26 protein-coding genes are annotated in these 25,678 nt (G+C 58.8%); 17 read left to right on the top strand and 9 right to left on the bottom strand.

Translation table 11 applies throughout. The annotated features are described in order from the left end of the window. Positions 1–68 precede the first annotated feature (68 nt). A complete protein-coding gene (locus ERD78_RS16650) occupies positions 69–1,445 on the top strand; it encodes a chloride channel protein (protein WP_167668968.1) in 1,377 nt (458 codons plus the stop codon). Positions 1,446–1,508: 63 nt separating this feature from the next. Continuing rightward, on the top strand, positions 1,509–2,396 hold the full coding sequence (locus ERD78_RS16645; protein ID WP_129970639.1) for an HpcH/HpaI aldolase/citrate lyase family protein: 888 nt from the start codon (positions 1,509–1,511) through the stop codon (positions 2,394–2,396). Between the two features lie 26 nt (positions 2,397–2,422). Here the strand turns inward: ERD78_RS16645 and ERD78_RS16640 are convergent, their stop codons facing one another. Further along, positions 2,423–3,874, bottom strand: coding sequence for an NAD-dependent succinate-semialdehyde dehydrogenase (locus ERD78_RS16640; protein ID WP_129970637.1), 1,452 nt, complete (start codon positions 3,872–3,874; stop codon positions 2,423–2,425). A 160-nt stretch (positions 3,875–4,034) separates the two neighbouring features. After that, positions 4,035–4,631 (bottom strand): transglycosylase SLT domain-containing protein, encoded by a 597-nt coding sequence (locus ERD78_RS16635; protein WP_129971051.1) that lies wholly within the window; start codon positions 4,629–4,631, stop codon positions 4,035–4,037. A gap of 115 nt (positions 4,632–4,746) precedes the next feature. Between ERD78_RS16635 and ERD78_RS16630 the strand changes: the two genes are divergently transcribed. Together ERD78_RS16630 and ERD78_RS16625 are read left to right on the top strand one after the other, a co-directional pair. Then, entirely contained in the window at positions 4,747–5,736 is a 990-nt protein-coding gene (locus ERD78_RS16630) for an NUDIX hydrolase (protein WP_129970635.1), read from the top strand. A 36-nt stretch (positions 5,737–5,772) separates the two neighbouring features. Continuing rightward, positions 5,773–6,360, top strand: a complete 588-nt coding sequence (locus ERD78_RS16625; RefSeq protein WP_129971049.1) for a phenylacetic acid degradation protein PaaY — start codon at positions 5,773–5,775, stop codon at positions 6,358–6,360. A 30-nt stretch (positions 6,361–6,390) separates the two neighbouring features. Here the strand turns inward: ERD78_RS16625 and ERD78_RS16620 are convergent, their stop codons facing one another. The 5 genes from ERD78_RS16620 to ERD78_RS16605 all read right to left on the bottom strand — a co-directional run bounded on the left by ERD78_RS16620 (position 6,391) and on the right by ERD78_RS16605 (position 11,303). Continuing rightward, positions 6,391–7,563 carry an alpha-hydroxy acid oxidase gene (locus ERD78_RS16620; protein ID WP_129970633.1) on the bottom strand — a complete coding sequence of 391 codons (1,173 nt, stop codon included), beginning with the start codon at positions 7,561–7,563 and terminating at the stop codon, positions 6,391–6,393. Between the two features lie 72 nt (positions 7,564–7,635). Beyond that, on the bottom strand, positions 7,636–8,568 hold the full coding sequence (locus ERD78_RS16615; RefSeq protein ID WP_129970631.1) for a phosphoribosyltransferase: 933 nt from the start codon (positions 8,566–8,568) through the stop codon (positions 7,636–7,638). Between the two features lie 13 nt (positions 8,569–8,581). After that, entirely contained in the window at positions 8,582–9,667 is a 1,086-nt protein-coding gene (locus ERD78_RS16610) for an LPS O-antigen chain length determinant protein WzzB (RefSeq protein WP_129970629.1), read from the bottom strand. A gap of 189 nt (positions 9,668–9,856) precedes the next feature. Beyond that, positions 9,857–10,027: a hypothetical protein gene (locus ERD78_RS19800; protein ID WP_167668966.1), complete on the bottom strand. Its 171-nt coding sequence runs from the start codon at positions 10,025–10,027 to the stop codon at positions 9,857–9,859. Between the two features lie 268 nt (positions 10,028–10,295). Then, positions 10,296–11,303 carry an AraC family transcriptional regulator gene (locus ERD78_RS16605; protein WP_129970627.1) on the bottom strand — a complete coding sequence of 336 codons (1,008 nt, stop codon included), beginning with the start codon at positions 11,301–11,303 and terminating at the stop codon, positions 10,296–10,298. A gap of 140 nt (positions 11,304–11,443) precedes the next feature. Between ERD78_RS16605 and ERD78_RS16600 the strand changes: the two genes are divergently transcribed. Both ERD78_RS16600 and ERD78_RS16595 read left to right on the top strand, forming a co-directional pair. Then, positions 11,444–12,709: an MFS transporter gene (locus ERD78_RS16600; protein WP_129970625.1), complete on the top strand. Its 1,266-nt coding sequence runs from the start codon at positions 11,444–11,446 to the stop codon at positions 12,707–12,709. After that, the gene (locus tag ERD78_RS16595) at positions 12,696–13,730 is read left to right on the top strand and encodes an NADP-dependent oxidoreductase (RefSeq protein WP_245152510.1); all 1,035 of its coding nucleotides are present in this window, start codon (positions 12,696–12,698) and stop codon (positions 13,728–13,730) included. The genes ERD78_RS16600 and ERD78_RS16595 overlap by 14 nt, the downstream gene beginning before the upstream one ends. On the opposite strand, the gene gcvA is transcribed toward ERD78_RS16595, so the two are convergent. Further along, the gene (gene gcvA / locus ERD78_RS16590) at positions 13,731–14,648 is read right to left on the bottom strand and encodes a transcriptional regulator GcvA (RefSeq protein ID WP_129971047.1); all 918 of its coding nucleotides are present in this window, start codon (positions 14,646–14,648) and stop codon (positions 13,731–13,733) included. 274 nt (positions 14,649–14,922) lie between these two features. On the opposite strand from gcvA, the gene ERD78_RS16585 reads away from it, so the two are divergent. From ERD78_RS16585 to ERD78_RS16555, 7 genes are all read left to right on the top strand, one after another. Beyond that, the gene (locus ERD78_RS16585; RefSeq protein WP_129970621.1) at positions 14,923–15,636 is read left to right on the top strand and encodes a cupin domain-containing protein; all 714 of its coding nucleotides are present in this window, start codon (positions 14,923–14,925) and stop codon (positions 15,634–15,636) included. Then, positions 15,633–16,658, top strand: a complete 1,026-nt coding sequence (locus tag ERD78_RS16580) for a zinc-binding dehydrogenase (protein ID WP_129970619.1) — start codon at positions 15,633–15,635, stop codon at positions 16,656–16,658. The genes ERD78_RS16585 and ERD78_RS16580 overlap by 4 nt, the downstream gene beginning before the upstream one ends. A gap of 58 nt (positions 16,659–16,716) precedes the next feature. After that, positions 16,717–17,937, top strand: coding sequence for an MFS transporter (locus tag ERD78_RS16575; protein ID WP_129970617.1), 1,221 nt, complete (start codon positions 16,717–16,719; stop codon positions 17,935–17,937). 390 nt (positions 17,938–18,327) lie between these two features. Then, a complete protein-coding gene (locus tag ERD78_RS16570; protein ID WP_167668965.1) occupies positions 18,328–20,460 on the top strand; it encodes a TonB-dependent receptor in 2,133 nt (710 codons plus the stop codon). A gap of 4 nt (positions 20,461–20,464) precedes the next feature. Next, positions 20,465–21,595 carry a PepSY-associated TM helix domain-containing protein gene (locus ERD78_RS16565; protein ID WP_129970613.1) on the top strand — a complete coding sequence of 377 codons (1,131 nt, stop codon included), beginning with the start codon at positions 20,465–20,467 and terminating at the stop codon, positions 21,593–21,595. A gap of 32 nt (positions 21,596–21,627) precedes the next feature. Continuing rightward, a complete protein-coding gene (locus ERD78_RS16560; protein ID WP_129970611.1) occupies positions 21,628–21,807 on the top strand; it encodes a hypothetical protein in 180 nt (59 codons plus the stop codon). Beyond that, entirely contained in the window at positions 21,782–22,774 is a 993-nt protein-coding gene (locus ERD78_RS16555; RefSeq protein ID WP_245152509.1) for a pyridoxamine 5'-phosphate oxidase family protein, read from the top strand. Before ERD78_RS16560 ends, ERD78_RS16555 begins: the two co-directional genes overlap by 26 nt. A gap of 125 nt (positions 22,775–22,899) precedes the next feature. Here ERD78_RS16555 and ERD78_RS16550 read toward each other — a convergent pair whose 3' ends face one another. Further along, positions 22,900–23,271 carry a pyrimidine dimer DNA glycosylase/endonuclease V gene (locus tag ERD78_RS16550; RefSeq protein ID WP_129971045.1) on the bottom strand — a complete coding sequence of 124 codons (372 nt, stop codon included), beginning with the start codon at positions 23,269–23,271 and terminating at the stop codon, positions 22,900–22,902. A 657-nt stretch (positions 23,272–23,928) separates the two neighbouring features. Between ERD78_RS16550 and ERD78_RS16545 the strand changes: the two genes are divergently transcribed. Genes ERD78_RS16545 through ERD78_RS16530 form a run of 4 tightly spaced genes read left to right on the top strand, consistent with a single transcriptional unit; the run spans position 23,929 to position 25,639 of the window. Beyond that, the gene (locus ERD78_RS16545; protein ID WP_129970607.1) at positions 23,929–24,378 is read left to right on the top strand and encodes a hypothetical protein; all 450 of its coding nucleotides are present in this window, start codon (positions 23,929–23,931) and stop codon (positions 24,376–24,378) included. Between the two features lie 3 nt (positions 24,379–24,381). Beyond that, complete coding sequence (locus ERD78_RS16540; RefSeq protein ID WP_218940896.1) at positions 24,382–24,729, top strand: MaoC family dehydratase; 348 nt, start codon at positions 24,382–24,384, stop codon at positions 24,727–24,729. Next, on the top strand, positions 24,726–25,226 hold the full coding sequence (locus tag ERD78_RS16535; RefSeq protein WP_129970605.1) for a MaoC family dehydratase: 501 nt from the start codon (positions 24,726–24,728) through the stop codon (positions 25,224–25,226). The genes ERD78_RS16540 and ERD78_RS16535 overlap by 4 nt, the downstream gene beginning before the upstream one ends. After that, positions 25,223–25,639 carry a RidA family protein gene (locus ERD78_RS16530; protein ID WP_129970603.1) on the top strand — a complete coding sequence of 139 codons (417 nt, stop codon included), beginning with the start codon at positions 25,223–25,225 and terminating at the stop codon, positions 25,637–25,639. The genes ERD78_RS16535 and ERD78_RS16530 overlap by 4 nt, the downstream gene beginning before the upstream one ends. Positions 25,640–25,678: the final 39 nt, after the last annotated feature.

Raw genomic sequence — 25,678 nt, 5'->3', positions numbered from 1 at the left:
CGTGCGCCGCTGCGTGCGTGAGGGCATCGCGCCGCTGGCTTCCCTTCCCGGTAAAATGCCGCTTCATCATGCCCAGAATAAATCTTGTCGAACCCGCTGTCATGCTGGCCACTGTGCTGCAGTGGCTGTTCCTGGCGACAATCACAGGCGTCATTGTGGGGACCGGAACCAGCGTCTTCCTGCATGGCCTCTTCTTCCTGACGGACAGCACCGCGGGCATTCCGCTATGGCTGCAGATGGTGTTGCTGCCCATTGGCGGCCTGCTGAATGGCCTGCTGCTCTACTATGGCTACAGACTCAACTCGACCGGCCTGAAAGATTCCGCGATCGCAGCGGTGCACACCCAGGCGGGCCGCATGCCATTCAAGACGCTGGCGATCAAGCCCGTGGCCGCCATCATCACGCTTGCCTGCGGCGGCTCCGCGGGCAAGGAAGGGCCTTGCTCCCATATTGGCGGCACCCTGGCATCGGGCTTGGGCCGGCTGTTCCATCTGAACCCTGAACTGCAGAAGCGCCTTGTGGCGTGCGGGGTCAGCGCAGGCTTCGCCAGCGTGTTTGGCACGCCCATCGCCGGTGCAATCTATGGCGTCGAAGTGCTGGCCGCCGGCCGCATCCGCCACGACTTTATCTTTCCCGCCATTATTGCTGGCGTCTCGTCGTTCCAGATCAGCAAGTTCTGGGGCATTCCCTACAGCTATTATCAGCTGCATCTGCTGCCGGACTTTTCCGAGGCGCTTTTTCTCAAGACCATTGCCATCGGCATCGCCTGTGGTCTGGCTGCGTGGCTGTTCGTGGACATGGTACGGGTCAGTCACAGGCTGTTCGATGCGTTGCGCCGGCGCATGAACCTGTGGCCGCCCATGCTGCCCTTTTTGGGCGGCGTCTTGCTGGCCGTTCTGATCCTGTTCGTGCCCACCGACTATCTGGGCCTGAGCCTGCCCTTGATGGACAGTGCGCTCGCAGGCGACGTCATGCCTTCCTTCGGTTTTTTCTGGAAAACACTGCTGGTGGCCATCACCCTGGGCTCGGGCTTTTACGGGGGCATTGTGACGCCGCAGTTTGTTATAGGCGCGGTAACGGGCGGCGCGCTGGCGCCGCTGCTTGGCATGAGCCCCGCCCTGGGCGCTGCGGTAGGGCTGGTGGCCGTGGTGGCCGCTGCATCCAATACACCCGTGGCGGCGATCCTGATGGGTGTGGAGCTATTCGGCGGCGTGGCGGGCACTGGATATGTGGCCGGCGCCGCCATTGCCGCCTATCTCATCATAGGCCATCGCAGTGTTTATCCCGACCAGTTGCTTGCCTATCCGAAGTCATCCTGGATCCAGCTGCAATCGGGTCTGCCCATGGGGCAGGAGAAAGTCCGCCTGTCCTATGGTCTTCTAAGAGGTATCAGCCGCTTTCGCCTGGGGCGACGCCTGGAGCGCCTTTTCCGCCGTCACCGTTGACACGCTGTTGCTACAATCACACGGCTTCGCGTTTCCGATTTTCCCTACAGGAGTGGCCCTTTCATGGCTGACATCAATTTCTGGCGCTCGATGCTGTTCGTCCCCGCATCCAGTGACCGCTTCATCGAGAGCGCTGTACGCCGCAAGGCCGATGTGCTGCAAATTGACCTGGAAGACTCGGTTGCACCGCAGGACAAGGAAACGGCCCGAGCCAGGGTTGAGGACATCGCGCGTAAATTCGTGGCGGCGGGTTTTGACGTTACCGTGCGCATCAACAGGCCATGGCGCATGGCCATCGCGGATATTGCCCACGCCGTATGCGCCGAAGTTGCCGCCCTGGTGCTGCCCAAGGTGCCCGATGCCGCCTACGTGCGTTATATCGGAGAAATACTGGATGAGATCGAGGCCGAAAAGGGCTTGCCCATAGGCCATACCCGCTTGATTCCCATGGTCGAAGACGCCGAAGGCCTGGAGAACATGTCAGCTATTGCGCGTGGCGCGCGTGTGGCCGGCATGATCATTGGCGCCGAAGATCTCGCGGCGACCATGCGCATGTCTGTCAGTGACGACGCACTGTACATCCCCAATGTCATGGCGGTGGCGGCTTGTCGCCGTGCCGGCATCGTGCCCATCGGTTTTGTCGGTTCGGTGGCCGATTTCAAGGATGAAGACGAATTCCGGGAAAAAATACGCCGCGCTCGCGGCCTGGGTTTTGACGCGGCTTTCTGCATCCATCCAAAGCAGGTGGACATTGTCAATGAGGAGTTTGCGCCCAAGGCGGCCGATGTGGAGGTGGCGCGTGCCCTGGTGGCCGAGTTCGAAAAACAGAAAGCCGAGGGCAGGGCAGCGTGCACGTTCAATGGCCGTATGGTGGACATGCCTGTGGTAATACAGGCGCGCCAACTCATCGAACGCCATGAGGCGTTCGAGCGCCGCGCCGGCCGTGGCTGAAACTCAGGCGGCCGGCGCAAGGCGAATCAGCCCAGGCCGCCCGCGCAGATGTATTTGATTTCCAGGTAGTCCTCGACGCCATACTTGGAACCTTCGCGTCCCACGCCTGATTCCTTGATGCCGCCGAAAGGCGCGACTTCCGTGGAAATAATGCCCTCGTTCAGCCCGACGATGCCCGTTTCCAATGCCTCCGCCACGCGCCACGAGCGCTCGTAGCTGGTGGTATAGAAATACGCAGCCAAGCCGAAAGGCGTGTCGTTGGCCATTCGGATGGCCTCGTCGTCGGTCTTGAAGCGGATGAGTGGCGCAACCGGCCCGAAAGTTTCCTCCTGCATGAGCTTGCTTTCCGGGGATACATCCACCAGGATGGTGGGGCTGAAGAACAGCCCGCTCTGCTTGCCTTCGCCACCGGTCAGCACGCTGGCGCCTTTGGTGGTTGCGTCGTCGATGTGCTCCTTGACCTTTGCCACCGCGGCTTCGTCGATCAGTGGGCCAAGGTCCACGCCATCATCCATGCCGTTGCCCACCTTCATGGCCTCCACCGTCTTCTTGAGCCGCGCTGCGAACTCATCATAGATGCCATCCTGAACAAAAATGCGATTGGCGCAGACGCAGGTCTGGCCGGCATTGCGAAACTTGGATGCGATCACGCCCTTGACCGCCTTGTCCAGATCGGCATCGTCGAAAACGATGAATGGCGCGTTGCCGCCCAGCTCCATGGATACTTTCTTGACCGTGCCGGCACATTGTTCCATAAGCAGCTTGCCGACCTCGGTTGAGCCAGTGAACGACAACTTGCGCACGATAGCGCTGCCGGTCAGTACATTGCCGACAACGCTGGATGCGCCGGTTACCACATTGAGCACACCGTCGGGGATGCCTGCCTGGGCGGCCAGTTCAGCCAGGGCCAGCGCAGAATACGGCGTGGCAGTGGCTGGCTTGATGACTATGGTGCATCCGGCGGCCAGCGCCGCGCCCGCCTTACGGGTAATCATGGCATTGGGGAAATTCCATGGGGTGATGGCGGCCACCACGCCCACCGGCTGCTTGAGCACCACGATGCGGCGATCGCGCGCGGGCGCCGGTATGATGTCGCCGTAAATGCGCTTGGCTTCCTCGGCAAACCACTCGATGAAGGATGATCCGTAGGCGATTTCGCCGCGCGACTCGGTGAGCGGCTTGCCTTGCTCAAGTGTAAGGATGCGTGCCAAGTCTTCCTGGTTTTCCATGCACAGGTCGTACCAGCGGCGAAGCAGGGCAGCGCGCTCCTTGGCGCTGCGCGCACGCCAGTCAGGCAAGGCCTTGTCGGCCGCCGCGATGGCAGACTGCACATCCTCCGCGGTGAGTTTGGGCACCGTACCGATTTCCTGCCCGTTGGCGGGGTTGGTGACCGGAATGGTTTCGCCATTGGCGGCGTCAATCCACTTCCCGCCGATATGGCATTGCTGGCGAAACAGCTCGCTGCGTTGTAGTTTCACGTTCAAGTCTCCTGCTTAAAGATGCCTGTCTTGGCAATAATTCTGGACAATCTATGTTAACGCCGATGGCGGCACGAGTTCTGGCACTGCCATTGGGCCTTGCAGCGCCGGCCACGGGCCGCCGGATCCGGCGCGCTTTCAGGCGCGTCGCAGAGCGGTATCAAAGGTCGTCCTGGCAACTGCGGTATTGGGCGCCGAAGCGCTCCGCGCGCGCCTGCACCTTGGCCGCCACGCGCTTGAGCCAGGCCTTGCGTTCATAACTGCGGTTGCGGTAGCCCGTCCAGCCCTCGTGATAATTGAGGTACTGGCCATAGGCATCCCATTTTGATACGCCGTTCAGGCGCTGCGACTTGTTCATATACCAGCCCATGAAGTCCAGCGCATCGCCGAAATCGTCCCGGTCGGAGAACCAGCTGCCGGCCTCGCGCTGATAGTCGGCCCAGGTTTCATCCTTGGCCTGGGCATAGCCGTAGGCCGAGCTGACGCGGCCCCAGGGTATGAAGCCCAGCAAATAACGGCGCGGTGGCAGCGCATCCTCGCGAAAGCTGGATTCCTGATAGATGATGGCCATCGCCACCTGCGGCGGCACGCCCCATTTTCGCTGCATGTCCAGGGCGTCATCATGCCACGCTGGCCGTTCGCGGAATATTTCGCAGATATTGTCGAGATTGGATGGGGGAACCGTGGCGCAGCCAACAGCCAGCAATAGCGGCATCAGGCGGGCCAGACGCACGATGCGGAAAATGAGGGCGGGCATGCGATGAAAGGCGGGATGGTCCGGAAAATTTGCCAACCGTAACATGTGGGCGCCATATCGTCCACGGTATAGCTTCAGCAGCCATGCCTATAATGGCTATTTTCCCGCTGCACCCATGTCATTGCCCAAGGCTACTTCGTTTCCAGCATCTGTCGACCAGGTCGAGGCCGAACTGGTCGCCGTACTTGTGGCGGTCAATCAGGGCAGGCCGCGAGTGCTGACGCGGGCCGGACACCATGCCTTGCCGGCGGGGCCATTCCAGTCGTCCCACCGGTCGCTGCAGGCGGGCATGCGAGCCTGGGTGGAGGCGCAAACCCACCATCCATTGGGCTATGTCGAGCAGCTCTATACCTTTGCCGATCGCGATCGTGCCGATCAGGCCGGCCGTCGCGTCATTTCCGTCAGCTATCTCGGCCTGACGCGAGAGGGCGATGAAGCAGCGCCCGCGCATGAGGCGGGCTGGCGCGACTGGTATTTTTATTTTCCCTGGGAAGATTGGCGCAGTGGTCGCCCGGGTATGCTCGACACCGCCATGCTGCCGGCCTTGCATGACTGGTGTAATGCCGCTGACGGCTGCACTCGGCAAACACGCATGCAGCGCGTGGCAGACACCTTCGGCCATAACCATGCCGCCTGGAACGAGGAGCTGGTCTTGCAGCGCTATGAGCTGCTGTTCGAGGCCGGACTGGTACCCGAGGCAGCGCGTCGGCCGGCCGCTCATCCGAATTCGCTTCCGTTCGAGGAGAGGGGGCCATCGTTTCCGAAGGAAGCCGCATGGGGACACGACATGCAGCATGATCACCGCCGCATTCTCGCCACTGCCATGGCGCGTCTTCGCGCCAAGATCCGCTACCGGCCTGTAGTGTTCGAGTTGATGCCCGGAGAGTTCACGCTGTTGCAGTTGCAGCAGGCATTCGAGGCGGTGGCGGGACGGCCGCTGCACAAGCAGAATTTTCGACGCTTCATCGAACAGCAAGCGCTGGTGGAAGAGACGGGCAGGATGACACGGGGCGCGGCGGGCCGGCCGGCAAAGCTGTTTCAGTTCCGCGGAGATATATTGCGTGAGCGGGCGATTGCGGGCAGCAAGCTGCCGCTGGCGCGATAATGACCGTCATTCAACATGACAAACGGAGGCAGCGGCATGGTCAAGGTCTATGCGCTTGACGGCATCACACCGGTGGTGGATCCCACCGCCTATGTACATCCCAGTGCCGTTCTGATTGGCGACGTCGTTATCGGCCCGCATGCCTATATCGGTCCCTGTGCCTGCCTGCGCGGCGATTTCGGACGCATCGTGGTGAAAGAGGGAGCCAATATCCAGGACAACTGCGTTTTACATGGGCAGGTGGAAAGCGAGCTTGTGGTGGATGTGGACGGGCACATTGGTCACGGCGCCATTCTGCACAGTTGCTATATCGGGCGCGATGTGTTGGTGGGCATGAATGCCGTGGTCATGGACAACGCATCCGTGGGTGATGCGAGCATCGTCGGCGCCATGGCCTTTGTGAAGGTGGGCATGCAGGTGCCGGCTCGCAGTCTGGTTCTGGGTTCACCAGCGCGTGTGATGCGCAGCCTGAGTGATGCCGAGATTGCCCATAAGCAGTTCGGTACGCGGCAGTACCAGCGGCTGACACTGCGCAGCCTGGCATCCATGCGCGAAACCGAGGCCTTGACCCGTGAGGAAGCGGGTCGTCCGCGCCTGACCCGCGCCATGACCAAACCCGACTAGGCGGCGCCGCGCACTGCCGGCGCGATCCGCTCAGGCGGCGTGCGTATCGAAGATACTGCCGTTTACCAGAACGGACCGGTCTATCTTGCGAATGTCCGTATGGCCACAGAATGCCATGGAGATATCCAGCTCATTGGCGATCATCTGCAAGCAGCGCAGCACGCCTGCCTCCCCCATGGCGCCCAGTGCGTAAAGGAATGCGCGTCCTATCATCGTGCCCTGCGCGCCCATGGCCACGGCCCTCAGCACATCCTGTCCGGATCGTATGCCGCCATCCATCCAGATTTCAATGTCCTTACCCGCCGCATGCGCAATGGCCGGCAGCGCCGAGATGGAGGAAGGGGCGCCGTCGAGTTGCCTGCCGCCATGATTGGAAACGATCAGCGCATCGGCGCCGCAGTCCACGGCCAATCTGGCGTCGGCCGCATCCATGATGCCCTTGACTACGAGTTTTCCGCCCCAGCGTTTCTTGATCCAGGCGATGTCGTCCCAGCTCAGGCGCGGATCGAACTGCTCGGCGGTCCACGTGGAAAGCGATGATAGATCTTTGACGCCTTTTGCGTGGCCCACGATGTTGCCGAATGTACGGCGCCGCGTACCCAGCATGCCCATGCACCAGCGCGGCTTGGTGACAAGATTGACGAGGTTGGCCAAGGTGGGCTTGGGTGGCGTGGACAAGCCGTTCTTTATGTCTTTGTGGCGTTGCCCCAGTACCTGCAGATCCAGGGTGAGAACCAGCGCCGAGCAGTTGGCCGCCTTTGCGCGGTCGATCAGGCCCCCGATGAAATCGCGGTCGCGCATGACGTATAGCTGGAACCAGAATGGCTTGCGCGTATGCTCGGCAATGTCCTCGATTGAGCAGATGCTCATGGTCGAGAGTGTAAAAGGTATGCCAAAGGCGGCGGCAGCGCGAGCGCCCAGAATTTCGCCATCGGCATGCTGCATGCCGGTAAGGCCCGTGGGTGCGATGGCCACCGGCATGGCGACATCCACGCCTATCATGGTGGTGCGCAGCGTACGTTTTTCGATATCGACGGCGACGCGCTGACGAAACTTCAGCTTTTGCAGATCGGCTGTATTGGCCCGATAAGTGCCTTCCGTCCAGGAGCCGGAGTCGGCATAGTCATAGAACATGCGCGGCACGCGGCGCTTGGCGAGAATACGGAAATCTTCGACGCAGGTGATCTGGGCGGGGTTGGGCAAGGCGGGGCTCCAGTATGCGTGCCCATGCGGGCCGATGCGGAGATTTTAATGTCAACAGCTGCAGCGAGTGCTTCAGAGCAGCTTCAGTCCGCCCACCTCGCTGGCATGGACGGCCAGCGCCTCGCCGCCGTTCCACCAGATTACACGGGCCACAGGCGCGATGCGCGCGATCTGCAGCGCCTGAACGGGGTCGCTTTCCAGAAAGTGGGTGTGGCACCGTGCCAGCAGGGCCTGGGCCTTGTGCAAGGGCGTGTCGGCCGGCCCATGCCGACGCGCGTCCCGCATGACGAGCGACCCATGAAAGCCGTGGCGGTCAAGCCACGATTTGGTGCGCTCCCTGTCTTGTTCGGGGCGGCCCGTGATAATGGTAACGTTTTGCAGATCGATCCCTGGCAGCGTATTGCTGGGAAGCAAGGCGTCTCGACGAGCGAGCGTCTCGTTCAGCGCCCGTGCATAGTCGGCTTCCGGCAGATCCATGAGCAGGATGCCATCGAGATCTATGGCCCAGTACGCATAGTCGTATTCGGGACGGTTTGGCTGGTTGTCAGTAGCGTCGAAGCCCGGGGAAATAGAGGTGCGTTCCCAGGGAAACCAGGCCCGATAGCCGTCTGGTACGGGCGCGCCGTAGTCGGGTCGGATGCGTGACTGCGCATCGTGGGCCAGGGTAAAAATATGAACTTCATGTCCCTGAGCGCGCAGGAAGGCGGCGCAGTCGCTGAGCGTCGTGCCGCGTCCTGCAATGTCTTCCACCAACAGTAGCCGAGATCGCCTCGCTGGCTGGCCGGCGCTGTACCACGTGGGCCGCCGGGCGGGGCGATCGTAGGCCAGGGCATGCAGCGGCAGGTCGAGCTCAGTTGCCGCCATGACCCCGGGCACCAGGCCGCCGCGCGCAATGGCCACTATTGCATCGAAGCCCGCCTGCCGCCACGCAGGCACGAAGGCGAGCACGATGGCTTCGACGCGGACATAGTCATAGCATAGGGCTGTAGCGGAGGGGGGTGGCATGCGTGGGCTCCATTCATTCGCATGCAGTATAAGGCTGACGTGCATGGCCGACCATGACCAGCGTCCAGAAGCAGGCGGCAAGCATGCCAAGCAAGGCGCCCAGCATGATGGACATGGTGCGTTGAGGGCTGTCGCGGCGCATGGGCAGGGTAGGCGCGAGTTGATAATCGTAGGATTGCGTCCTGATGTCGTACGAGCGCAAGGGTTGCAGCGCCCGCAGGTCGCGCTGCATCTCATGATAGTGCGGCGGATGAATGACGGGGGTTTCCTTGGCTGTCGCCAATTCGGCGCGCAGATACTTTTCGCCATGCATATACAGCCGCCGTGCATCACTCAATTCGATCACCATGGTGCCGTCCTGCGCGCGGCCCAATGCGTAATCGCCCAGTTCGGCGGCTTGGGCCGTATGCAACGCAGCCTCGAGCTGAGCGATGCGATGGTCGCGTTCGGCATGCAAGTGCAGATCGATATTGCGCAACGCCGTCTGCCGCGACATGATCTGGGCGTCGAGGGCGTCGTTGAACTCTGTATCCACCTGCCGGAATGCCAGATCGTTGATCCAGGCGATAAAGCCGGCCAGTGTTTGCTGGGCCGATTCCGGCGAGTCGGCGGTGAAAGAAAGCTCATGATAAGGCGCAATCTGTCCCGCCTCAGGCGCCTTGATGTGCAGCGCGTCCTCAGCCAGATGGTAAAGAGCGCCTGGCGAAGCCATCGTGCCGCGATGCTTGAGAAGCCGGCGGTAGTAGGCTGTGCCCGCTAGGTAGTCCATCTTGTGGCGGGCTTCGGCTGCAAGCGCGACGAAGCGGCTATACAGGGCATTGGTCAACGCGGCGGTATCGACTGTCTTGTTGCCATCGACGCGTGCCATGGCACGCCGCTGTTCCAGATAGCCCCGGATCTGTTCAATCTTGGGCGGCTGCAATCTCGCCGTCGATGTCCATTTTTCAGGAACCAGATAAGTATAGGCGGCCGCAAGGGCCATGCCGATGAGCATGCATGCCCAGATGAACAGCCGCTTGCGCCAGAGAAGAACAAAGAACAGGAAGATATCCAGCTCATCATCGATAGGCCTTTTGGCATGCTGCGGTGGCGAGGTCATGGCAGTGGCAGACAAGGACGATGGCGGACCGCCGCGTGCGGCACGCCGTGCCGATATAGTGAAAAACGGGTGAGTCTACCTCGTGTGGCAAATTTTCGATAAGGCGAGTTGAGCCGGATTTTGCTGCTTTATTTATTTTGGCCGGCGTAAAAGCAGTGCCCGATGAAAGAGGCGCTCCCGCGCCATGCCTTACACAGCCTGAACAATATCCCAGTGCGGCTCGTCGTCGGTAAGCACATCGCCGTTTGGCGACCATGTCCGCCAGGCGCGAACGGATTCCTCGCGTGACCCTTCGACGGTATAGCCATGCGCCTGCGTTGTGGCAAGCTGTGGATTCTGTTCGAACCTCTCAATAAACACGAGCCGTCCTCCTCGTGTGACATAAACTCCGCGACCTGTGATGATATCGGATGATGTGGACAAAACCTTGCCTTTGCTGATTCGTTGAGTATGTGACGTGACCAGTATGGTCGAGTTGTATCAATAATCAACAGGATAAGTGCAAACCATTGCAAATTAAGGATTTTTCCCTGCCGTAGCGGAGCTGATTAACCGTTTATTGATTTAGATCAAATAATTTACGGCGAGGCGGCGGCACGCAGGCAGCCGCCCCTTCCCTGGTGCGACGTCAGTTTTGCCGGCTGCTGGATGCTGACGTGCGGGCGGCGCCGGGCGACAGGCCGGTGCTGCGCTTGAATGCGCGACTGAAGGCCGCCTGCGACCCATAACCAAGCCGTTCGGCAACATCGCCTATGGGTAGGCGATCGCGGTCTATCCATTTCCGGGCGAGACGCATGCGCAAGTCCGTCAGGTAGCGATGCGGTGTGGTGCCGGTGGCGGCGAGAAACCGTTCGGAAAAGACCGCTCGCGAGCGTCCCATTTCGGCGGCAAGGTCATCGAGGGTCCAGTTCTTTCCAGGGTTGCGATGCAAGGCGGCAATGGCCCGACCCAGGCGGGGGTCACGCAGCGCATCGATCCAGCCGGCAGCGTCGCCGCAGCCGCACTCCACCCAGCCGCGCACAATATAGGCGGCTACGACGTCGGCCAGGCGCGCCAGGATGGCGGCGGAGCCGGCACGCTGCGATCGCGCTTCGCGCTCCATGGCGTCCAGCATGGGACGGATTTCCGGATAGCGGTCCAGCAAGGTATCCACTCGCATGATCTCCGGCATCAACCCTACCAGGGGGTGCATACCGCCGAGGTCGAACTCCATGCATCCACTGAATATCAACGTGTCCTGGTCGCGGCACGACATTCCCGCGCCGTCGCAGACGCTGCGCACGCCATCGCACAACACGACTGCTTCGAAGCAGGCGATATCCCGGCTATGAATGTCGGGCGCGGAAAGCAGATCATGACGCCCACCGCGTGGCAGCAGGACCGCATCGTCAGTCTGCAGCACATGCAGTGTGCCGTCTTCCGTGCGCACATGCACCGGTCCTTGCGCGACGAAATGGAACTGGGCGTGATCGCCGACCGCGTGGAAGCCCAGCCCGAATGGGGGCGTGAGCTTCACCCGATGGTAGTTGACGCCGTGAAGACGCATGCCAAGCAGCAGTTCACTGATCAGGTCGCCGGGAAGCGATGCGTATTCCGGATTGCTGGAGGCCGCAGTGTGCGAGGCAGTCTTTGTCATGAAGGGCCTGTTTTCGTTGCAAGTGAATTTCAAGACGAATGATCAAAAAATTACTGTTTTTTAGCATAGACATGCCTGTTTTGCCACTCTAAACTGGCACGCCATGACAGGGCATTTCAGCCCTCGCGACGGAGAGTTTCATGTATGCATCAACCCAATCGTCCCGGCCGGCCTGGGGCGCCGTGTTTTCCATGGCCTTGGGCGTTTTCGCGCTGGTCACATCCGAATTCCTGCCGTCCAGCCTGCTGACGCCCATGGCGGCCGGCATGGGCGTTACTGAAGGCGGTGCTGGCCAGGCAGTGACCGTCACGGCCTTTGTGGCGCTGTTTGCCAGTCTGCTGGTGTCCACCGTCATGCATCGCGTGGACCGGCGTGCCGTATTCCTGGCGTTTTCCGCACTACTCGTTGTATCGGACTTGCTCGTCGCCGTCGCGCCCAATGTGTCTGTGTTGCTGGCGGCCCGTATATTACTCGGCATCGCAATCGGCGGGTTTTGGACTATGTCCACGGCTGCAGTCATGCGGCTGGTGCCCGAGTCCGACATTCCACGCGCCTTATCCATCGTATTCAGCGGCGTGGCCGCCGCCACCATTGTCGCGGCTCCGGTTGGCAGCTATCTGGGAGCGATCATAGGCTGGCGCCTGGTTTTCCTGGTCGGCGCCGCGCTGGGGTTGGTGGCTCTGGTGACGCAGGCCGCGACGCTGCCGCGGATGGCGCCTCGCAGCGCCACGAACCTGGGAACGCTGCTCGCGGTGATGCGGCGCCCAGGCATCGGAATAGGCGTAGTGGCGGCAGGCCTGGTCTTTGCGGGACACTTCGCCTTTTTCACGTACTTGCGTCCATTTCTGGAGGATGTGACCGGTGTGGGTATAAGCGGCGTCTCGGGAATGCTCCTGGTATTCGGTGTTGCCAATTTCCTCGGTTCCGCCATGGGAAGCTGGGTGATCAAATGGGGCCTGTCGCGCACGCTGATCACCATGCCTCTGATCATGGGTATGCTGGGCATCGGTCTGGCCGGGCTAGGCGGTTCGCAATGGGGAGCCGTGACCATGATCGCGGCCTGGGGGATGGTGTTCGGCATCGTCCCGATGAGCTGGTCCACCTGGGTTGCGGACGCTGTTCCAGATGAGGCGGAGGCGGCTGGCGGATTGATCGTTGCAGCCATCCAGACAGGGATAGCAGCGGGCGCCGCCGTCGGCGGCGCCATTGTCGACGCCAGCGGCGTTTCAACCGTCTTTGTTGCCGGCAGCGTAGTACTCCTGGCGGCCATGCTGCTGGCATGGATCGCCACCAGGCCGCGTTCCGTTCATGTTGCAAGCGTCGTTCAGGCGAAAAAAGCCTCGCTCGCCGATACCTGCAGCCAATTTCTGTCCACTCCCCAGGAATCCATCCGTGAAACAAACTGACCTGATCAATCGGCGCATCCTCTTGGCTTCGCGCCCGCAAGGCCTGCCAGCACCGGAAAACTTCCGCATCGAAACGCGGCCGCTACCGGCACTCGCCGAAGGCGAGGTGCTGCTGCGCACGCTGTACCTGTCGCTGGATCCCTATATGCGGAACGTGATGAACGAGGATGGCCCCGTCTACGCACCATCTATTTCCCTTGGGGAGGTGATGATCGGAGGTACCGTCTGCCGCGTCACAGAATCGCGGCATCCGGCATTCCAGGCTGGCGACCTGGTGCTGGCCAACTCCGGCTGGCAGGACTACGCCGTGTCTAATGGGGAAGGTCTCATGCCGCTTGGCGCCACGGATCGCCCGTCACTGGCGCTCGGCGCGCTGGGCATGCCGGCCTTCACCGCCTACGTCGGCCTGCTGGACATAGGTCAACCGCAGGCGGGAGACACCGTTGTCGTGGCCGCCGCCACAGGCGCGGTCGGCTCAATCGTGGGGCAGATAGCCAGGATCAAAGGTGCGCGCGTCATAGGCATTGCGGGCGGCGCAGAGAAATGTCGGCATGCGGTGGAGAATCTGGGCTTGGACGCATGTCTCGATCACCGCAACCCGCTCTTTGCGGAGAACCTGGCGGCCAGCTGCCCGCAAGGCATAGATGTGTACTTCGAAAGCGTGGGCGGCGCGGTGTTCGATGCCGTGTTGCCATTGTTGAACGTAGGCGCACGCGTTCCGGTGATCGGCGTCATCGCGCATTACAACGACACGGATACGCGCCTGCCGGGCCCCGACCGTCGGCCTGAACTGATGACGGCAATCCTGCAGAAACGCCTGCTCATGCAAGGTCTCATCATCCTGGATCATTATGAGAGGCGCTTCGATGCGTTCCGCCAGGACATGGAAACATGGCTTGCGGCCGGCCTCGTCATACCGACGGAAGACATCGCGGAAGGTCTGGAGCAGGCGCCTGCCGCCTTTATCGGCATGCTGCGGGGCAGCAACCTTGGCAAGCTGGTGGTTCGGGTGTCGGACTGATCATTTGAACCGCGTCGCCTCCAGTATTAGCCATCGCCGAAATGCCTGCAGTTTTGCCAACGAGGCGCTTTCGGCGCGATAAACGATAAAGTAGGCCAACTCGGACAGCAGGTTGACATCAGGAAATAGGCGGATGAGCCGACCTGCTGATACATCGTCATATGCCATGACACTGCGGGCCAGGGCGACGCCATGCCCGTCGATGGCAGCCTGCAACACGGCGGCCGAATTATTGACCTGCATTCCCCTGGTCGAGTCGGCTTGTGTGGCGCCTGCATATTGTAGCCAGGCGCTCCATGAGGCGAAGCCGATATGGGTATCCACTGATAAATCATGAATGAGCGCTTTGCCGGCGAGATCCTGTGGGTTATCAAGGGGGCCATTTCTTGCAAGCCAGTCAGGCGAACAGACGGGATAGATTTGCTCCTCCATTAATTTTTCGACTACCAGTCCATGCCAGTCGCCTCGGCCATATCGCACGCCGACATCAATGCCTTGGGCAGCGAAATCCATCAGTCTGAGGTTAGTATCAAGACGTACATCGGTCTCAGGGCAGAGGGCTTGAAAATTCTCTATCTTTGGCAAAAGCCACTTGGCTGCGAATGCGGGGCTTACTGTCACAGTCAGCACACCAGACTTGGAATCGTCTCGCAGTCTGCTCAGGCCAATGTTCAGCCGATCAAAGCCTGCTCGGATGTCCGGGAGTGCGCGCTCGGCGGCATCGGTGAGGATCAAACGCGTACGCCCACCAGTAGTCCTGAGAAACAGCGGTGAGCCGAGCCAGTCTTCCAGCGAGCGTACGAGCTGACCTACGGCGGCCGGCGTCACGTGCATTTCGGTGGCGGCGGCGGAAAAGCTCTGATGGCGAGCGCTGGCTTCGAACGCACGCAAAGCATTGAGGTAAGAGGGCGATTTCATGAGAAGAAAGACTTTAGCCAAATAAAGCACAGCGTGGAGGCTTAGTCAACCACCGGTAAAGTTTTTCTTTTGTATAGAGAAAGAATTTCGTCGTTGTGATTAGATGATCATTAAAGGAGAATTGTCCCTGCATCTACACAGGAGTGAAGCAATGAGCCACCTGGAAATAACACTGAAGATCGAAACCGCTAATCGATCCGTGGCCAAATTGCTGGCTGCGGCTCCCCACGTGCGAATCTACGACATGGTCTAAGCTCGGGTAACGATAACGAATATGCTAGTCAATGCGGATTTTTCGCGCCGAGCTGTCGTGACACCACAACAGTACCAGTGGGTAGCTTCGCCGCAGCCAGGGGTCGAGCGCGTCATGCTGGACCGGCAGGGCGGTGAGAAGGCTAGGGCGACCAGTATCGTGCGCTATACGGCCGGATCCAATTTTCCGCGCCACGAGCATCCGGGCGGGGAAGAGATTCTGGTCCTTTCCGGCAATCTCTCCGAAGGACGAGTGGATTATCCAGCTGGCTGGTATCTACGCAATCCGCCCGGGTCCAGCCATCAACCTTCAAGCAAGGAAGGGGCGGTCATCTTCGTCAAACTCTGGCAGATGTCCGCGAGCGAACGCGGCAGCGTGCGCATCGATACGCGCGATACGTCTCGGTGGGAAACGCAGCGCGGCAGGCGGTCCTGCCTATTGTTCGCTAGCGATGCTGAGCACGTTACCATGCAGCGCCTGATGGCGGGCAACCGAGTCTTCGACGGTTTCGTCAATGGGGCCGAGATATTGATACTTGAAGGTACCTTGAGCGAGGGACAAAAACAGTATGTCAGCGGTAGTTGGCTGCGCTTGCCATCCGGACATTATCCGGATTTCATCGCGGATGTTGCTGGTGCGAGCATTTATCTCAAGACCGGCCATCTTGCAGGCCAGAACCTACCGACGGGGGATTATGAGCATTTCTCCAACTACCGCAGTCGAGGGATGGCATGAATAAAACTTATCGGGCGATGCAGGTCGGCCGCTCGGGCACGCTGGAGATAGTTGCGCGTGATGCGCCTGATCCGATGGCGGGAGAAGTTCTGATTGAAGTGGAAGCTTGTGGCGTTTGTGGCGTGGACCTCGCCGATATAGAAAAGGCTGCCGCCGCCCGCTTGTCGCGTGTACCTGGCCATGAGGTGGTTGGGCGGATCGCGGCGCTTGGCCCGTATGTTCCGCCGTTATGGGCGGTGGGGCAACGCGTGGGCGTGGGCCGTCTCGGCGGTCACTGCAACGAATGCGACCAATGCCGGCAAGGCCGATTCCAGCTTTGTAGAAATCAGCAAGTTGTTGGTGTTGACATTGATGGCGGATATGCAGAAATGATGCTGGCACGCTGTGCCGGTTTGGTCTCGATTCCTGACGAATTGGACGCTGAGGACGCGGCCCCCATTCTATGCGCCGGCGTCGCCACGTTCAACGCACTGAAGAAATGCGGCGCCGAAGCGGGCGATCTCGTTGTCGTATTGGGTATTGGCGGCTTGGGCCACATGGCAGTTCAATATGCGCGCCGCATGGGTTTCAGAGTCGTTGCGGTAGGGCGCGGTGCCGATATCGCCGATGACGCATTGGCACTGGGTGCGCACGTTTATATCGACAACCGGCAGGAAGATGCCGCCGCGAGAATCAAGGACATGGGCGGGGCGCAGGCAATGATTACCATGATCGATCACATGGAGACCATCTCTGCGCTGATAAGCGCTTTGTCACCCAAAGGGCGTCTGGTCGTGCTTAATCCAGGCAAGAGTCCGCTTTCCGTTCCCTTGGGAATGCTGATTGGCGGAGAACGCAGCGTCATGGGATCCATCACCGGCTCTCCCTATGAAAGCGAAAAAGCACTCAGCTTCAGTGTACTGGCGGACGTACGGCCCAGGATTGAGCGCATGCCATTGGAGCAGGCGGGCGAAGCTTGTCAGAGGATGGCGTCTGGGGATGCCAAGTTCCGCGTGGTATTGACCATGACTGCGCAGAAGTGAACAGCATCTATTTGACCCCTTATTGAAGAGAAGGCCTTCCCGCCTAAAACGGATACATATGACCAGCGCACACGGTACCGCCGCGATAAGTAATTTGAATGAACTGCCCAGGAATGTTCAAAGAGGTAACATCTGGCGCCTTTCCATTGCGCAAGCGCTTGCGGGAGCGAACTCGACAGTGGTCTACGCGACTGGCGCAATCGTTGGCGACATGCTGGCGCCCTCGCCCGTACTGGCCACCTTGCCGATTTCCATTTTTGTGGTTGGCATGGCGGCATGCATCCTGCCGGCAGGTATGATTGCCCGGCGCCATGGCCGTCGTACTGCGTTCCTGGCCGGCACTGGTGCTGGCGTGTTGACGGGGTTATTGGCCATGCTCGCGGTCGTCCTTGGCTCCTTCTGGCTGTTTTGCCTTGCCACTTTTTTTGGTGGAGGCTATGCCGCCGTGGTATTGACATTTCGTTTTGCCGCCGCTGATGGCGTGGCTGCCGACCGTCGCGCAAGTGCGCTGTCGCTTGTTATGGCAGGCGGCGTCCTGGCGGGCGTCATCGGCCCACAGCTTGTTACCTGGACGATGAGTCTATGGCAGCCACATGTATTCGCGGCCACATTTCTTGCCCAAGCTGTGGTTGCCGCCATATCGGCGTTCATATTACTGGGCGTCAGGCTGCCGATGCCAACGGCTGCGGAAGTGAACGGCGGTCGGCCCCTGTCGATGATCGCGCGGCAACCACACTTTATTGCCGCGGTGATAAGCGGGGCAGTCTCTTATATGCTGATGAATTTCCTGATGACGGCCGCGCCTTTGGCGATGCACATGTGCGGCCATTCTCAAGCATCTGCCAACCTGGGGCTCCAATGGCATGTTATTGCGATGTACGGGCCGAGTTTCTTCACTGGAAGCCTTATCAAGCGCTTTGGCGCGGGGCGCGTGGCAATGGTGGGTATGCTGCTGACAGGACTTTCAGCCGCAGTGGGCTTGGCAGGTATCGACGTTGCTCACTTCTGGGCAACGTTGATTCTCTTGGGAATAGGTTGGAATTTCGGATTTCTTGGCGCATCCGCTCTGGTTCTTGAAAGCCATAGGCCAGAGGAAAAGACACGGGTTCAGTCCCTTAATGATTTCATTGTATTTGGCTTGATGGCCATAGGATCGTTCTCTTCGGGAGGGCTGTTGAGTGCTTATGGATGGGACATGGTGCTCGTAGTATCCTTTGCCCCACTCATATTGGCGGTGCTGGCGCTTGTGCTAGCACTGCGCAGGAAGTCCCTTGCTTGAAGCAATCGTACACGCTTTATATATCCACTCCAGGTAAGAGTTGGGACTTCCTTCCTGGTGATCCGATAATCTCGGAAAGTGGCATGCCTGGCCTTGAAGTATCTGGCCGGCCCTATTGAGCCCTCTACTGGCGCAGCCGACAAGTGTTGAATGAGGAGCTTTGATATCGACAAAGTTCTGTGTATTATATAAATAATAACAAGTCTTATTTATATTATTAGAATTGGCTGCTATTGCAAGAATACCGTCTGCCGATTCTCACGCATATCAACATTGGGATAAATAATAAACATGCATGCGTATCCCCATTATGCCCGCGGCCAGGGTGCGAGGCGCTGTTTCGTCCGCCCCAGCGCGCTTGTATTGGCCGTTCACGCCGCATGCGCCTGCATGACGTTGCCGTTGGCGAGCGCCCAAGCGCAAACTGCATCCACAGTCACGGCTTTGCCCGCCGTAACCGTCCGGGGTGCGGCACAGCCTGTGACGCAAACGCCCTATGTGGGTGGCCAGGTCAACGAGGGCGGAAGCCTGGGCATACTGGGCGGTTCTGATTTCATGGATACGCCGTTCAATCTGAGCAGCTACACCGCGCAATTGATCGAGGACAATCAAGCGCGCACGCTGGCTGATCTCGTGTCTGTCGATCCTTCGGTACGCATGGGCAGCGGACGCACCAATATCAACGAAGACTTCACCATTCGCGGCCTGCCTTTCAGTAGTCAGGACGTCGCTTTCAACGGCCTGTACGGTGTACTTCCCTACTACCGTGTCCCGCTGGAAGTTGCCCAGAGCGTGGAAATTCTGAAAGGCCCTTCCGCATTACTCAGCGGCATGGCGCCAGGCGGCACTGTGGCTGGCGCCATCAATATCGTACCCAAGCGCGCTCTTGATACGCCCTTGACGAGCGTGACCGCCAGTTACTGGTCCGATTCACAATTCGGCACGCATGTAGATGTGGGACGCCGTTTTGGCGACAGCGGCCAGTTCGGCATACGCATCAATGGGGTATATCGCGATGGCAGTACAACCATTGATGATCAAGAAGATCGGGAGGGCCTGTTGTCCGTTGCGTTGGACTACCGTGGCGAGCGTACGCGGGCATCGCTGGATATCCTGCACGTATCGCAGCGGATCGACAACGAAGTGCGCCAATTCTCGATCAGCCCTGCGCTGGACAGCCTGCCAAGCGCGCCGTCGGACACCAGCCTGAACTATCCCGGCTATGGCCGTGTCATCATGCGCGACACGTCGGTCGTGGGGCGCATTGAGCATGACATCAACGATGACATTACCGTGCATGCGGCACTGGGCAATCGCAGGCATAAAATGGATGCGGTTGCTGGCAATGCAACCCTAACGGGCATGAATGGCGACTATGTATCGACTCCAGCCTGGCAGATATTCGAGCCCGAAACCACCAGCTTTGAAACCGGCCTGACCGCAAAGTTCGCGACTGGTGCCGTCAAGCACAAACTCGTTGCCAGCTTTTCGCGCATGACCAATGATTCCGACATCGGTTTTGTATTCCCATGGGGCTATGCGTCGATTCCAAACAATCTTTACGCGCCGATTGATCCACCCAGCGATTATCACAATACAGACGGCATAGAGAACCCAGTTGGGAAATACACCGAGGCAACGCTGACCAGCTATGCGCTGGCCGACACACTGTCTTTCATGGGAGACAGCGTTCAACTGACCTTGGGCGCGCGTCATCAGTCGGTGAAACAGCAGAACTACGTCTACTTTCCCACGCCCACTAACGCGCCGGATGGCCCTGGCTATAAGGAATCCGCCATCACGCCGGTGGTGGGCCTGGTGGTCAAACCCAGCAGGAACCTGTCGCTTTACGCGAACTACATCGAAGGCCTGTCTCAAGGCGCGTCGGCTTCGCCTCCGGCAGTGACGTCGGCGGCCTCGCTGCCTCCAATGAAAACCAAACAGGTCGAAGTCGGTGCCAAGTACGACTGGGGCAACTTTGCAACGACCGTCAGCCTTTACCAGATCAAGCGTCCCAGCGCCACGGTATTCAATAATTCCCTCCAGGAAAATGGCATGCAGGTGAACCGCGGCCTGGAAATCAACGCCTTCGGTGAAGTGGCGAGAGACGTGCGCGTATTGGGCGGCGTAACCTTCATGCGCGGAAAGCTCGACGAAATGGTCGGCGGCGTCAACGAAGGCAATGACGCCGTGGGCGTGCCGCATGTGCAAGCATCACTGGGTGTGGATTGGGACAATGTATTGACCCCGGGCCTGGGCTTGAATGCACGCGTGGTCTATACAGGCTCGCAGTATGCGGATCAGGGCAACAAGTACAAGCTGCCCTCGGTAACCACTTTTGATGTCGGCGCGCGCTATAGAACCAAGGTTGCCGGCAAAAGCCTGACGCTGCGCCTGAATGTGGACAACCTGTTCGACAAATCTTATTGGGCGACCTCCAGTTCGGCAAGCAATGTATCCGATGGCTATCTGTTCCTTGGTTCCGGCCGCATCGTGATGCTGTCGGCAACAATGAATTTCTAAGAAAATGCACCTTCGTACCTGGGTACTCATCCACAAATGGACCAGCCTGGTCAGCACGATCTTCCTGCTGGTGCTGTGCCTGACCGGGCTGCCATTGATCTTCCATGAAGAGATCGAGCAGCTGTCGGGCGAGGTCGAGGCGCCGTCCATGCCCGCAAGTACGCCCAATGCCAGCCTGGACACGATTGTTGAAAGCGCGCTGGCGGCACAACCCAAAAAAGTGGTGCGCTACATGTTCTGGGACGAGGGAGAACACCCGCACATCACGATGGTGTCCATGGCCAGCAAGGTTGATGCGCCACCAGATGAATTCTGGACAGTGGCTATCGATTCGCGTACCGCGCAGGTGCTTGGCCAGCCCAATGACAGGGGTTTCATGGAGGTCATGCTTCAACTGCACAAAGACCTATATGCCGGCCTGCCCGGACAGCTGTTTCTTGGCTTTATGGGTCTGCTGTTACTGATTGCCATAATTTCCGGCGTGGTGGTCTACAAGCCGTTCATGCGCAAACAGGATTTCGGCACGGTGCGCAGACAGAAGGGGCGCGGCATCAAATGGCTGGACCTGCATAATCTGCTGGGTATCGTCACGGTGGCATGGCTGACGGTCGTAGGGGCAACAGGCATTATCAATACGCTGGATCCCATAGTGCTGGCTGTCTGGCAGAGCGACCAATTGGCCGACATGGTCAAGCCCTATAAAAATGCGCCGCCCATGAAAGACAATGGCTCGGTGCAGGCCGCATTCGTCACGGCCACGAAAACCGCGCCTGACATGACAGTGCGTCTGATCGCCTTTCCGGGTACGGCATTTGCCGACCCGCACCACTATACCGCCTTCATGAAAGGCAACACCCCGCTGACGGCCCGCTTGCTGCGCCCGGTGCTGGTGGACGCGCAAACCGGCACCCTGACCGACACGCGGGAAATGCCCTGGTATGTGAAGTCGCTGTTCATATCGCAGCCGCTACATTTCGGTGACTATGGTGGCCTGCCGCTGAAAATAGTCTGGGCGCTGCTCGACATTATCGCCATCATCGTTCTGGGCAGCGGCGTGTACCTGTGGGGCAAGAAATATCTTCGTCACCGCGAAGCATTGGCAGTCCTGGCCGAGGCCGAAACCAGAGAAGCGTAGGGGGCAGGGGAGATGACAGGAGTGCAGGCACAATGAAAATCTGGTTCTGGCCGATTGTAATAGGCGTCGTGAGCACTGTCGGATTGCTGTCCGGCCTTCTGTACGACGGCCTCGGCGATGTCGTGTCTTGGCTGGCGCTGCTGGTACCCGTGGCGTTTTCCGCACTGTATGGCTGGGGAGGCAACAATGCTGCGGACGATCGCCGAGCTTGAGGCACAGGCTGGCGCCAAACCTGCGGCCATCGACCTGAAGGTTATCGACCATCTGGATGGGCATGCGCGCCGCTGGCTGCGTGCATCGCCCCTGGCATTTGCTGCTTTCAGCGATGCACAGCGCATCGACGTGACCATCGCAGGCGACAAGCCAGGCTTTGCGGCCGCGTTAGATGAAAACAGGCTTCTATTGCCGCGCTCGGCGATGGACGACCCCGCACAGGCCCGACAGGGATGCGGCGTAGGCTTGTTGTTTCTTGTTCCCGGCATAGGTGAGACTTTGCGCATAAACGGCAGCGTGGCGAATGCGGATGGCGAGACTCTGGTCATAGCCGTGCAGGAATGCTATTTGCATTGCGCCAAGGCATTGCTGCGTTCGGATTTCTGGCAGCCTGCGCAGCTAGCAAGCGATGGCGTCGCCGGCTTCTTGCAATCGAGCCGTTTCATGGCCTTGGCCACTGCCGATACCGTGCTGAATACCGACCTCAGCCCCAGGGGCGACCCGGCCGGGCTGCTGGCTCTATCCTATGAGGGCGGTATTCGTTTTGCGGACCGTCCGGGAAACCGCCGCACGGATAGCCTACGCAACATGCTGGAGCGGCCCCATGCATCGGCATTGCTGATCGTGCCTGGACACGCCCAGGTCGTTCACGTACAAGGCATGGTCAGCATCAGCGCCGACCTGCGGCTAAGGCAGCCTTTCACTGTGCGCGGCAAGCTTCCCAAGCTCGTCACTAGCATTGCTTCGTCTTCAGCCGAGCTGCGCGACAGCAACGCGCTGGCGCGCGCCCTGCCGTGGGTGGCGATCTCTCCCCCTGCAGATATCGACCCGGCAGCCATTTTCGCCGCGCATGTAAAACTGCACAAGGCTCGCGGCATGGGTGCGCTCGTCGCCAAAGGGCTGGTCTCTATTCCCAGCCTGATGCGCAAAAGCCTGGATGCCGACTACAAGCGGAATCTGTACTGACGAGGCAATCAGGAGCACGTCCCGCTTTGACCTGTCTATCAGCTTCCCGGCGGTGTAGATCCTTGGGAAAGTGCGAGCATGTGGCCGCTGCACTGTTGGCAAGAATGTGTCGCGGGATGGCCCCGTTAGGCTAGAGGTGATCGCTCCCTGATGCGTTGGCGATTTAAATTCAATGCATCCTCTGATGGCTGCCAGTCTCGCCAATACTCATCAGGTATCCCAGGGAAATCCTGGCGCTTCATCCCGCTAAATGACGGCTTGTATCCCCGGCGCTTCATTTCCTTTATTAATTCACCGTGGCGTTTAACTAAGTAGCCCAGTCGCGTATAGAAGAAAAGCACGTGGCCTTTTCCGAGTGTATAGCAGGCCGGTTGGGTGAAATTTCCCCGGGCGGCTGCTTTGTCTGCAAGAGCAAATACTCGAGGCAACTCACGATACTCGGCTATTAAATGAGGGCCGCTAAGCTCCTGTACGGGAACGCAATTTATTCGAGTCATCTTCATACACTCGCGGATTTCCTAAGCATTTTATATAAAGACGGGTTCTCCACCATGAGATGCTCCGGTACAGCGCGCCGTTGAGTCGCAGCTGCGCAAGATCCGCAAGGCTCGGAGGCATTTCTCCAGCGAGGACGCTGCCGCGAAGCTTATCTGGCTGGCGCTTGCAGTATCACGGAAAAATAGAGCCGATCTGCCATGCTTGGGACCAAGTCATGAACTGAATCGCTATCCTTTACGTTGAGCGATTCAATTCATCGCTCGTGTAATACTTAATCCACCTCAAACACGGAATTACTGGCACCACTCGAAGAGTGGCTGGAGGAAGCAAGATAGCGTCTTTCGTTAGTGCTTGCAATATCGCCCCATGCTTACCAATATTCCAGCAATTAATACGACTGGATACTCCCGTCTTTCGTCGCACGCAGCAACGCCCTGATCGTGTTGTGACGGTGTCCAGTCGCCATATCCGCCTCCTTGAGTGCATATGTCGTATTGATATACAGACCTCAAGAATATTCGCACTAAATTCAAAATGTGCGCATACCGCACATTTTTGTCTAAACGTTGACCTCTTAAACCCTCCTTCCTAGGATGATCAGAAGCGTTCAATTGAACGTCGAAGTATCAGAATAATGAGCAAAATGGAGAGATACCGTGACTCGACCCAATGAAATCAAGCCGCGTGAAGGTAGTGTGCCAGGCACGCCTTATGGTGATTTTGTAGAAGGCATGGAACTGAAACCAGTCAGCTTTGACATTACCCCGGCGATCGTGGATGAGTATATAGAGTCCGTTGAGGCAGATGCTGACCTTTATATGGTGGATGGCAGGCGTGCCGCGCCGCCGAATGTCATCTTTCCGTATATGACAGTGCCTCTGTATTGCACCTACCCTCCTATCCAGGGGATTGTCATGGCCGAGGTTGACATGCAATGGCATACCCCGATTTGGGCGGATGAAACAACCAAGGTTGTGGCGGCTGGCAAGATTCTCAAGAAATTCGAGAAGCGCGGCCGTTACTACGTAGAGTGGGAAGGGACGTTTAGCCGCCTCGACAACACACCCATTGCCACCTTGGTTAATTGTTTTCACGTTCCAGAGTAAGCCATGATATCGAAAACTATACAGCGCGCTATTTCTATTGATCAGAAGAAAATTGATCGCTACGGAAAAATCAATGGCGATAACGACATTATTCATTACGATGATGCCTATGCGAAAGAGCGCGGCTTTAGGGGGACCTTGCTCCATGGGCCTCATATGAGCGGCTTTGCGGCAGAAATGGGCGCTCGAAAGTACGGCGCCGAGTGGTTGTATCGGGGCCGCCTTCACACTAAATGGGTAGGCCCAGTATGCCCTGGTGATGTGTTTGATGTGCGAATCGATGAAGACGGTGTATTGACGGCATCCGTTGACGAGCAGGTGGTCTTGGTCGGAAGCGCGACACTCCGATGATGATCTCGCCTGATTCTGTTTCCGCCACTCCGTATCCGCGGCAATTGGGTGCCGCGGACCTAAATCCAGGCGATGTGCTGGCCAGACGTAAAGTCGTATTGGACAGCGAATCCTTTACGGTTTTCGCAAGCTTGAGTGGCGATGCGCACCCCATCCATTACGATCAGGAGTATGCGGCAGCACAAGGGTTGTCCGCGCCAATTGCTCATGGCTTGTTGGTGCTTGCAGTGACTGCACTGGGAGCGACTGAATTGTCCAAGGCCTTACATGACAGCATGCTGGCTATGGTGAGTGTCGAGGCGAAGTATCGCTCTCCCGTCTATGTAAATGACGAGGTGGAAATTGTCTTTACCGTGGCGGATATCCAGGTGAAATCAAAGAACCGTGCTGTCGTGAGTTTCAACGTCGATGTCCTGCCTATTGCGGGCGGTAAACCGCATGCTTATGTGGTGCAAAGATATTTGTTGAAGCATTTTTCAACGGGGAGTTCAGAGTGAATCCTAGCCTTACACCCATCGTGCTTTCCAATACATCCAAGAAAAGTACATTTTCGCCCGCTGTAAGAGTAGGAGATCTGCTCTTTATATCCGGGATGACCGCCGTAAACGATGAGCACCAAATTGTGGGTGAAGACATCGTTGAGCAAGCTCGATTCATTTATCAGAAGATGGATAAGGTTTTGCGTGCCGCAGGGTTGGGGTTTGATTCGGTCATCGAAACTCATGAGTATGTCACCACGCTCAAGGATTATGACAAGACGGCAGAGGTAAGACGCGAGGTATTCAATAACGGTCCATACCCTGCAGCCACTGGCGTTCAGGTCGCCGGTTTGGTACGTCCTGGTGCTTTGATTGAAATCAGTGCGATTGCTTACGCCGGAGCAGAAAAAGGTCTGGCCATCGCGGGCTGAGGACCCATGACCTGATCCCAGAGAAAACCTATTTCGAAT

The sequence above is a fragment of the Allopusillimonas soli genome (genome assembly GCF_004153445.1).
GTDB classification, from domain to species: Bacteria; Pseudomonadota; Gammaproteobacteria; order Burkholderiales; family Burkholderiaceae_B; genus Allopusillimonas; species Allopusillimonas soli.
Note: the sequence above shows the minus strand (reverse complement) of the source record. Positions and strands in the feature narration are given on the sequence as shown.

Excerpts from the sequence above, each read along its gene's own strand:
- ERD78_RS16650 (WP_167668968.1), top strand. The coding sequence starts at position 69 with ATGCCCAGAATAAATCTTGTCGAACCCGCTGTCATGCTGGCCACTGTG.
- ERD78_RS16645 (WP_129970639.1), top strand. The coding sequence starts at position 1,509 with ATGGCTGACATCAATTTCTGGCGCTCGATGCTGTTCGTCCCCGCATCC.
- ERD78_RS16635 (WP_129971051.1), bottom strand. The coding sequence starts at position 4,631 with ATGCCCGCCCTCATTTTCCGCATCGTGCGTCTGGCCCGCCTGATGCCG.
- ERD78_RS16630 (WP_129970635.1), top strand. The coding sequence starts at position 4,747 with ATGTCATTGCCCAAGGCTACTTCGTTTCCAGCATCTGTCGACCAGGTC.
- ERD78_RS16625 (WP_129971049.1), top strand. The coding sequence starts at position 5,773 with ATGGTCAAGGTCTATGCGCTTGACGGCATCACACCGGTGGTGGATCCC.
- ERD78_RS16615 (WP_129970631.1), bottom strand. The coding sequence starts at position 8,568 with ATGCCACCCCCCTCCGCTACAGCCCTATGCTATGACTATGTCCGCGTC.
- ERD78_RS16610 (WP_129970629.1), bottom strand. The coding sequence starts at position 9,667 with ATGACCTCGCCACCGCAGCATGCCAAAAGGCCTATCGATGATGAGCTG.
- ERD78_RS16605 (WP_129970627.1), bottom strand. The coding sequence starts at position 11,303 with ATGACAAAGACTGCCTCGCACACTGCGGCCTCCAGCAATCCGGAATAC.
- ERD78_RS16600 (WP_129970625.1), top strand. The coding sequence starts at position 11,444 with ATGTATGCATCAACCCAATCGTCCCGGCCGGCCTGGGGCGCCGTGTTT.
- gcvA (WP_129971047.1), bottom strand. The coding sequence starts at position 14,648 with ATGAAATCGCCCTCTTACCTCAATGCTTTGCGTGCGTTCGAAGCCAGC.
- ERD78_RS16585 (WP_129970621.1), top strand. The coding sequence starts at position 14,923 with ATGCTAGTCAATGCGGATTTTTCGCGCCGAGCTGTCGTGACACCACAA.
- ERD78_RS16580 (WP_129970619.1), top strand. The coding sequence starts at position 15,633 with ATGAATAAAACTTATCGGGCGATGCAGGTCGGCCGCTCGGGCACGCTG.
- ERD78_RS16575 (WP_129970617.1), top strand. The coding sequence starts at position 16,717 with ATGACCAGCGCACACGGTACCGCCGCGATAAGTAATTTGAATGAACTG.
- ERD78_RS16570 (WP_167668965.1), top strand. The coding sequence starts at position 18,328 with ATGACGTTGCCGTTGGCGAGCGCCCAAGCGCAAACTGCATCCACAGTC.
- ERD78_RS16565 (WP_129970613.1), top strand. The coding sequence starts at position 20,465 with ATGCACCTTCGTACCTGGGTACTCATCCACAAATGGACCAGCCTGGTC.
- ERD78_RS16560 (WP_129970611.1), top strand. The coding sequence starts at position 21,628 with ATGAAAATCTGGTTCTGGCCGATTGTAATAGGCGTCGTGAGCACTGTC.
- ERD78_RS16555 (WP_245152509.1), top strand. The coding sequence starts at position 21,782 with ATGCTGCGGACGATCGCCGAGCTTGAGGCACAGGCTGGCGCCAAACCT.
- ERD78_RS16550 (WP_129971045.1), bottom strand. The coding sequence starts at position 23,271 with ATGACTCGAATAAATTGCGTTCCCGTACAGGAGCTTAGCGGCCCTCAT.
- ERD78_RS16540 (WP_218940896.1), top strand. The coding sequence starts at position 24,382 with ATGATATCGAAAACTATACAGCGCGCTATTTCTATTGATCAGAAGAAA.
- ERD78_RS16535 (WP_129970605.1), top strand. The coding sequence starts at position 24,726 with ATGATGATCTCGCCTGATTCTGTTTCCGCCACTCCGTATCCGCGGCAA.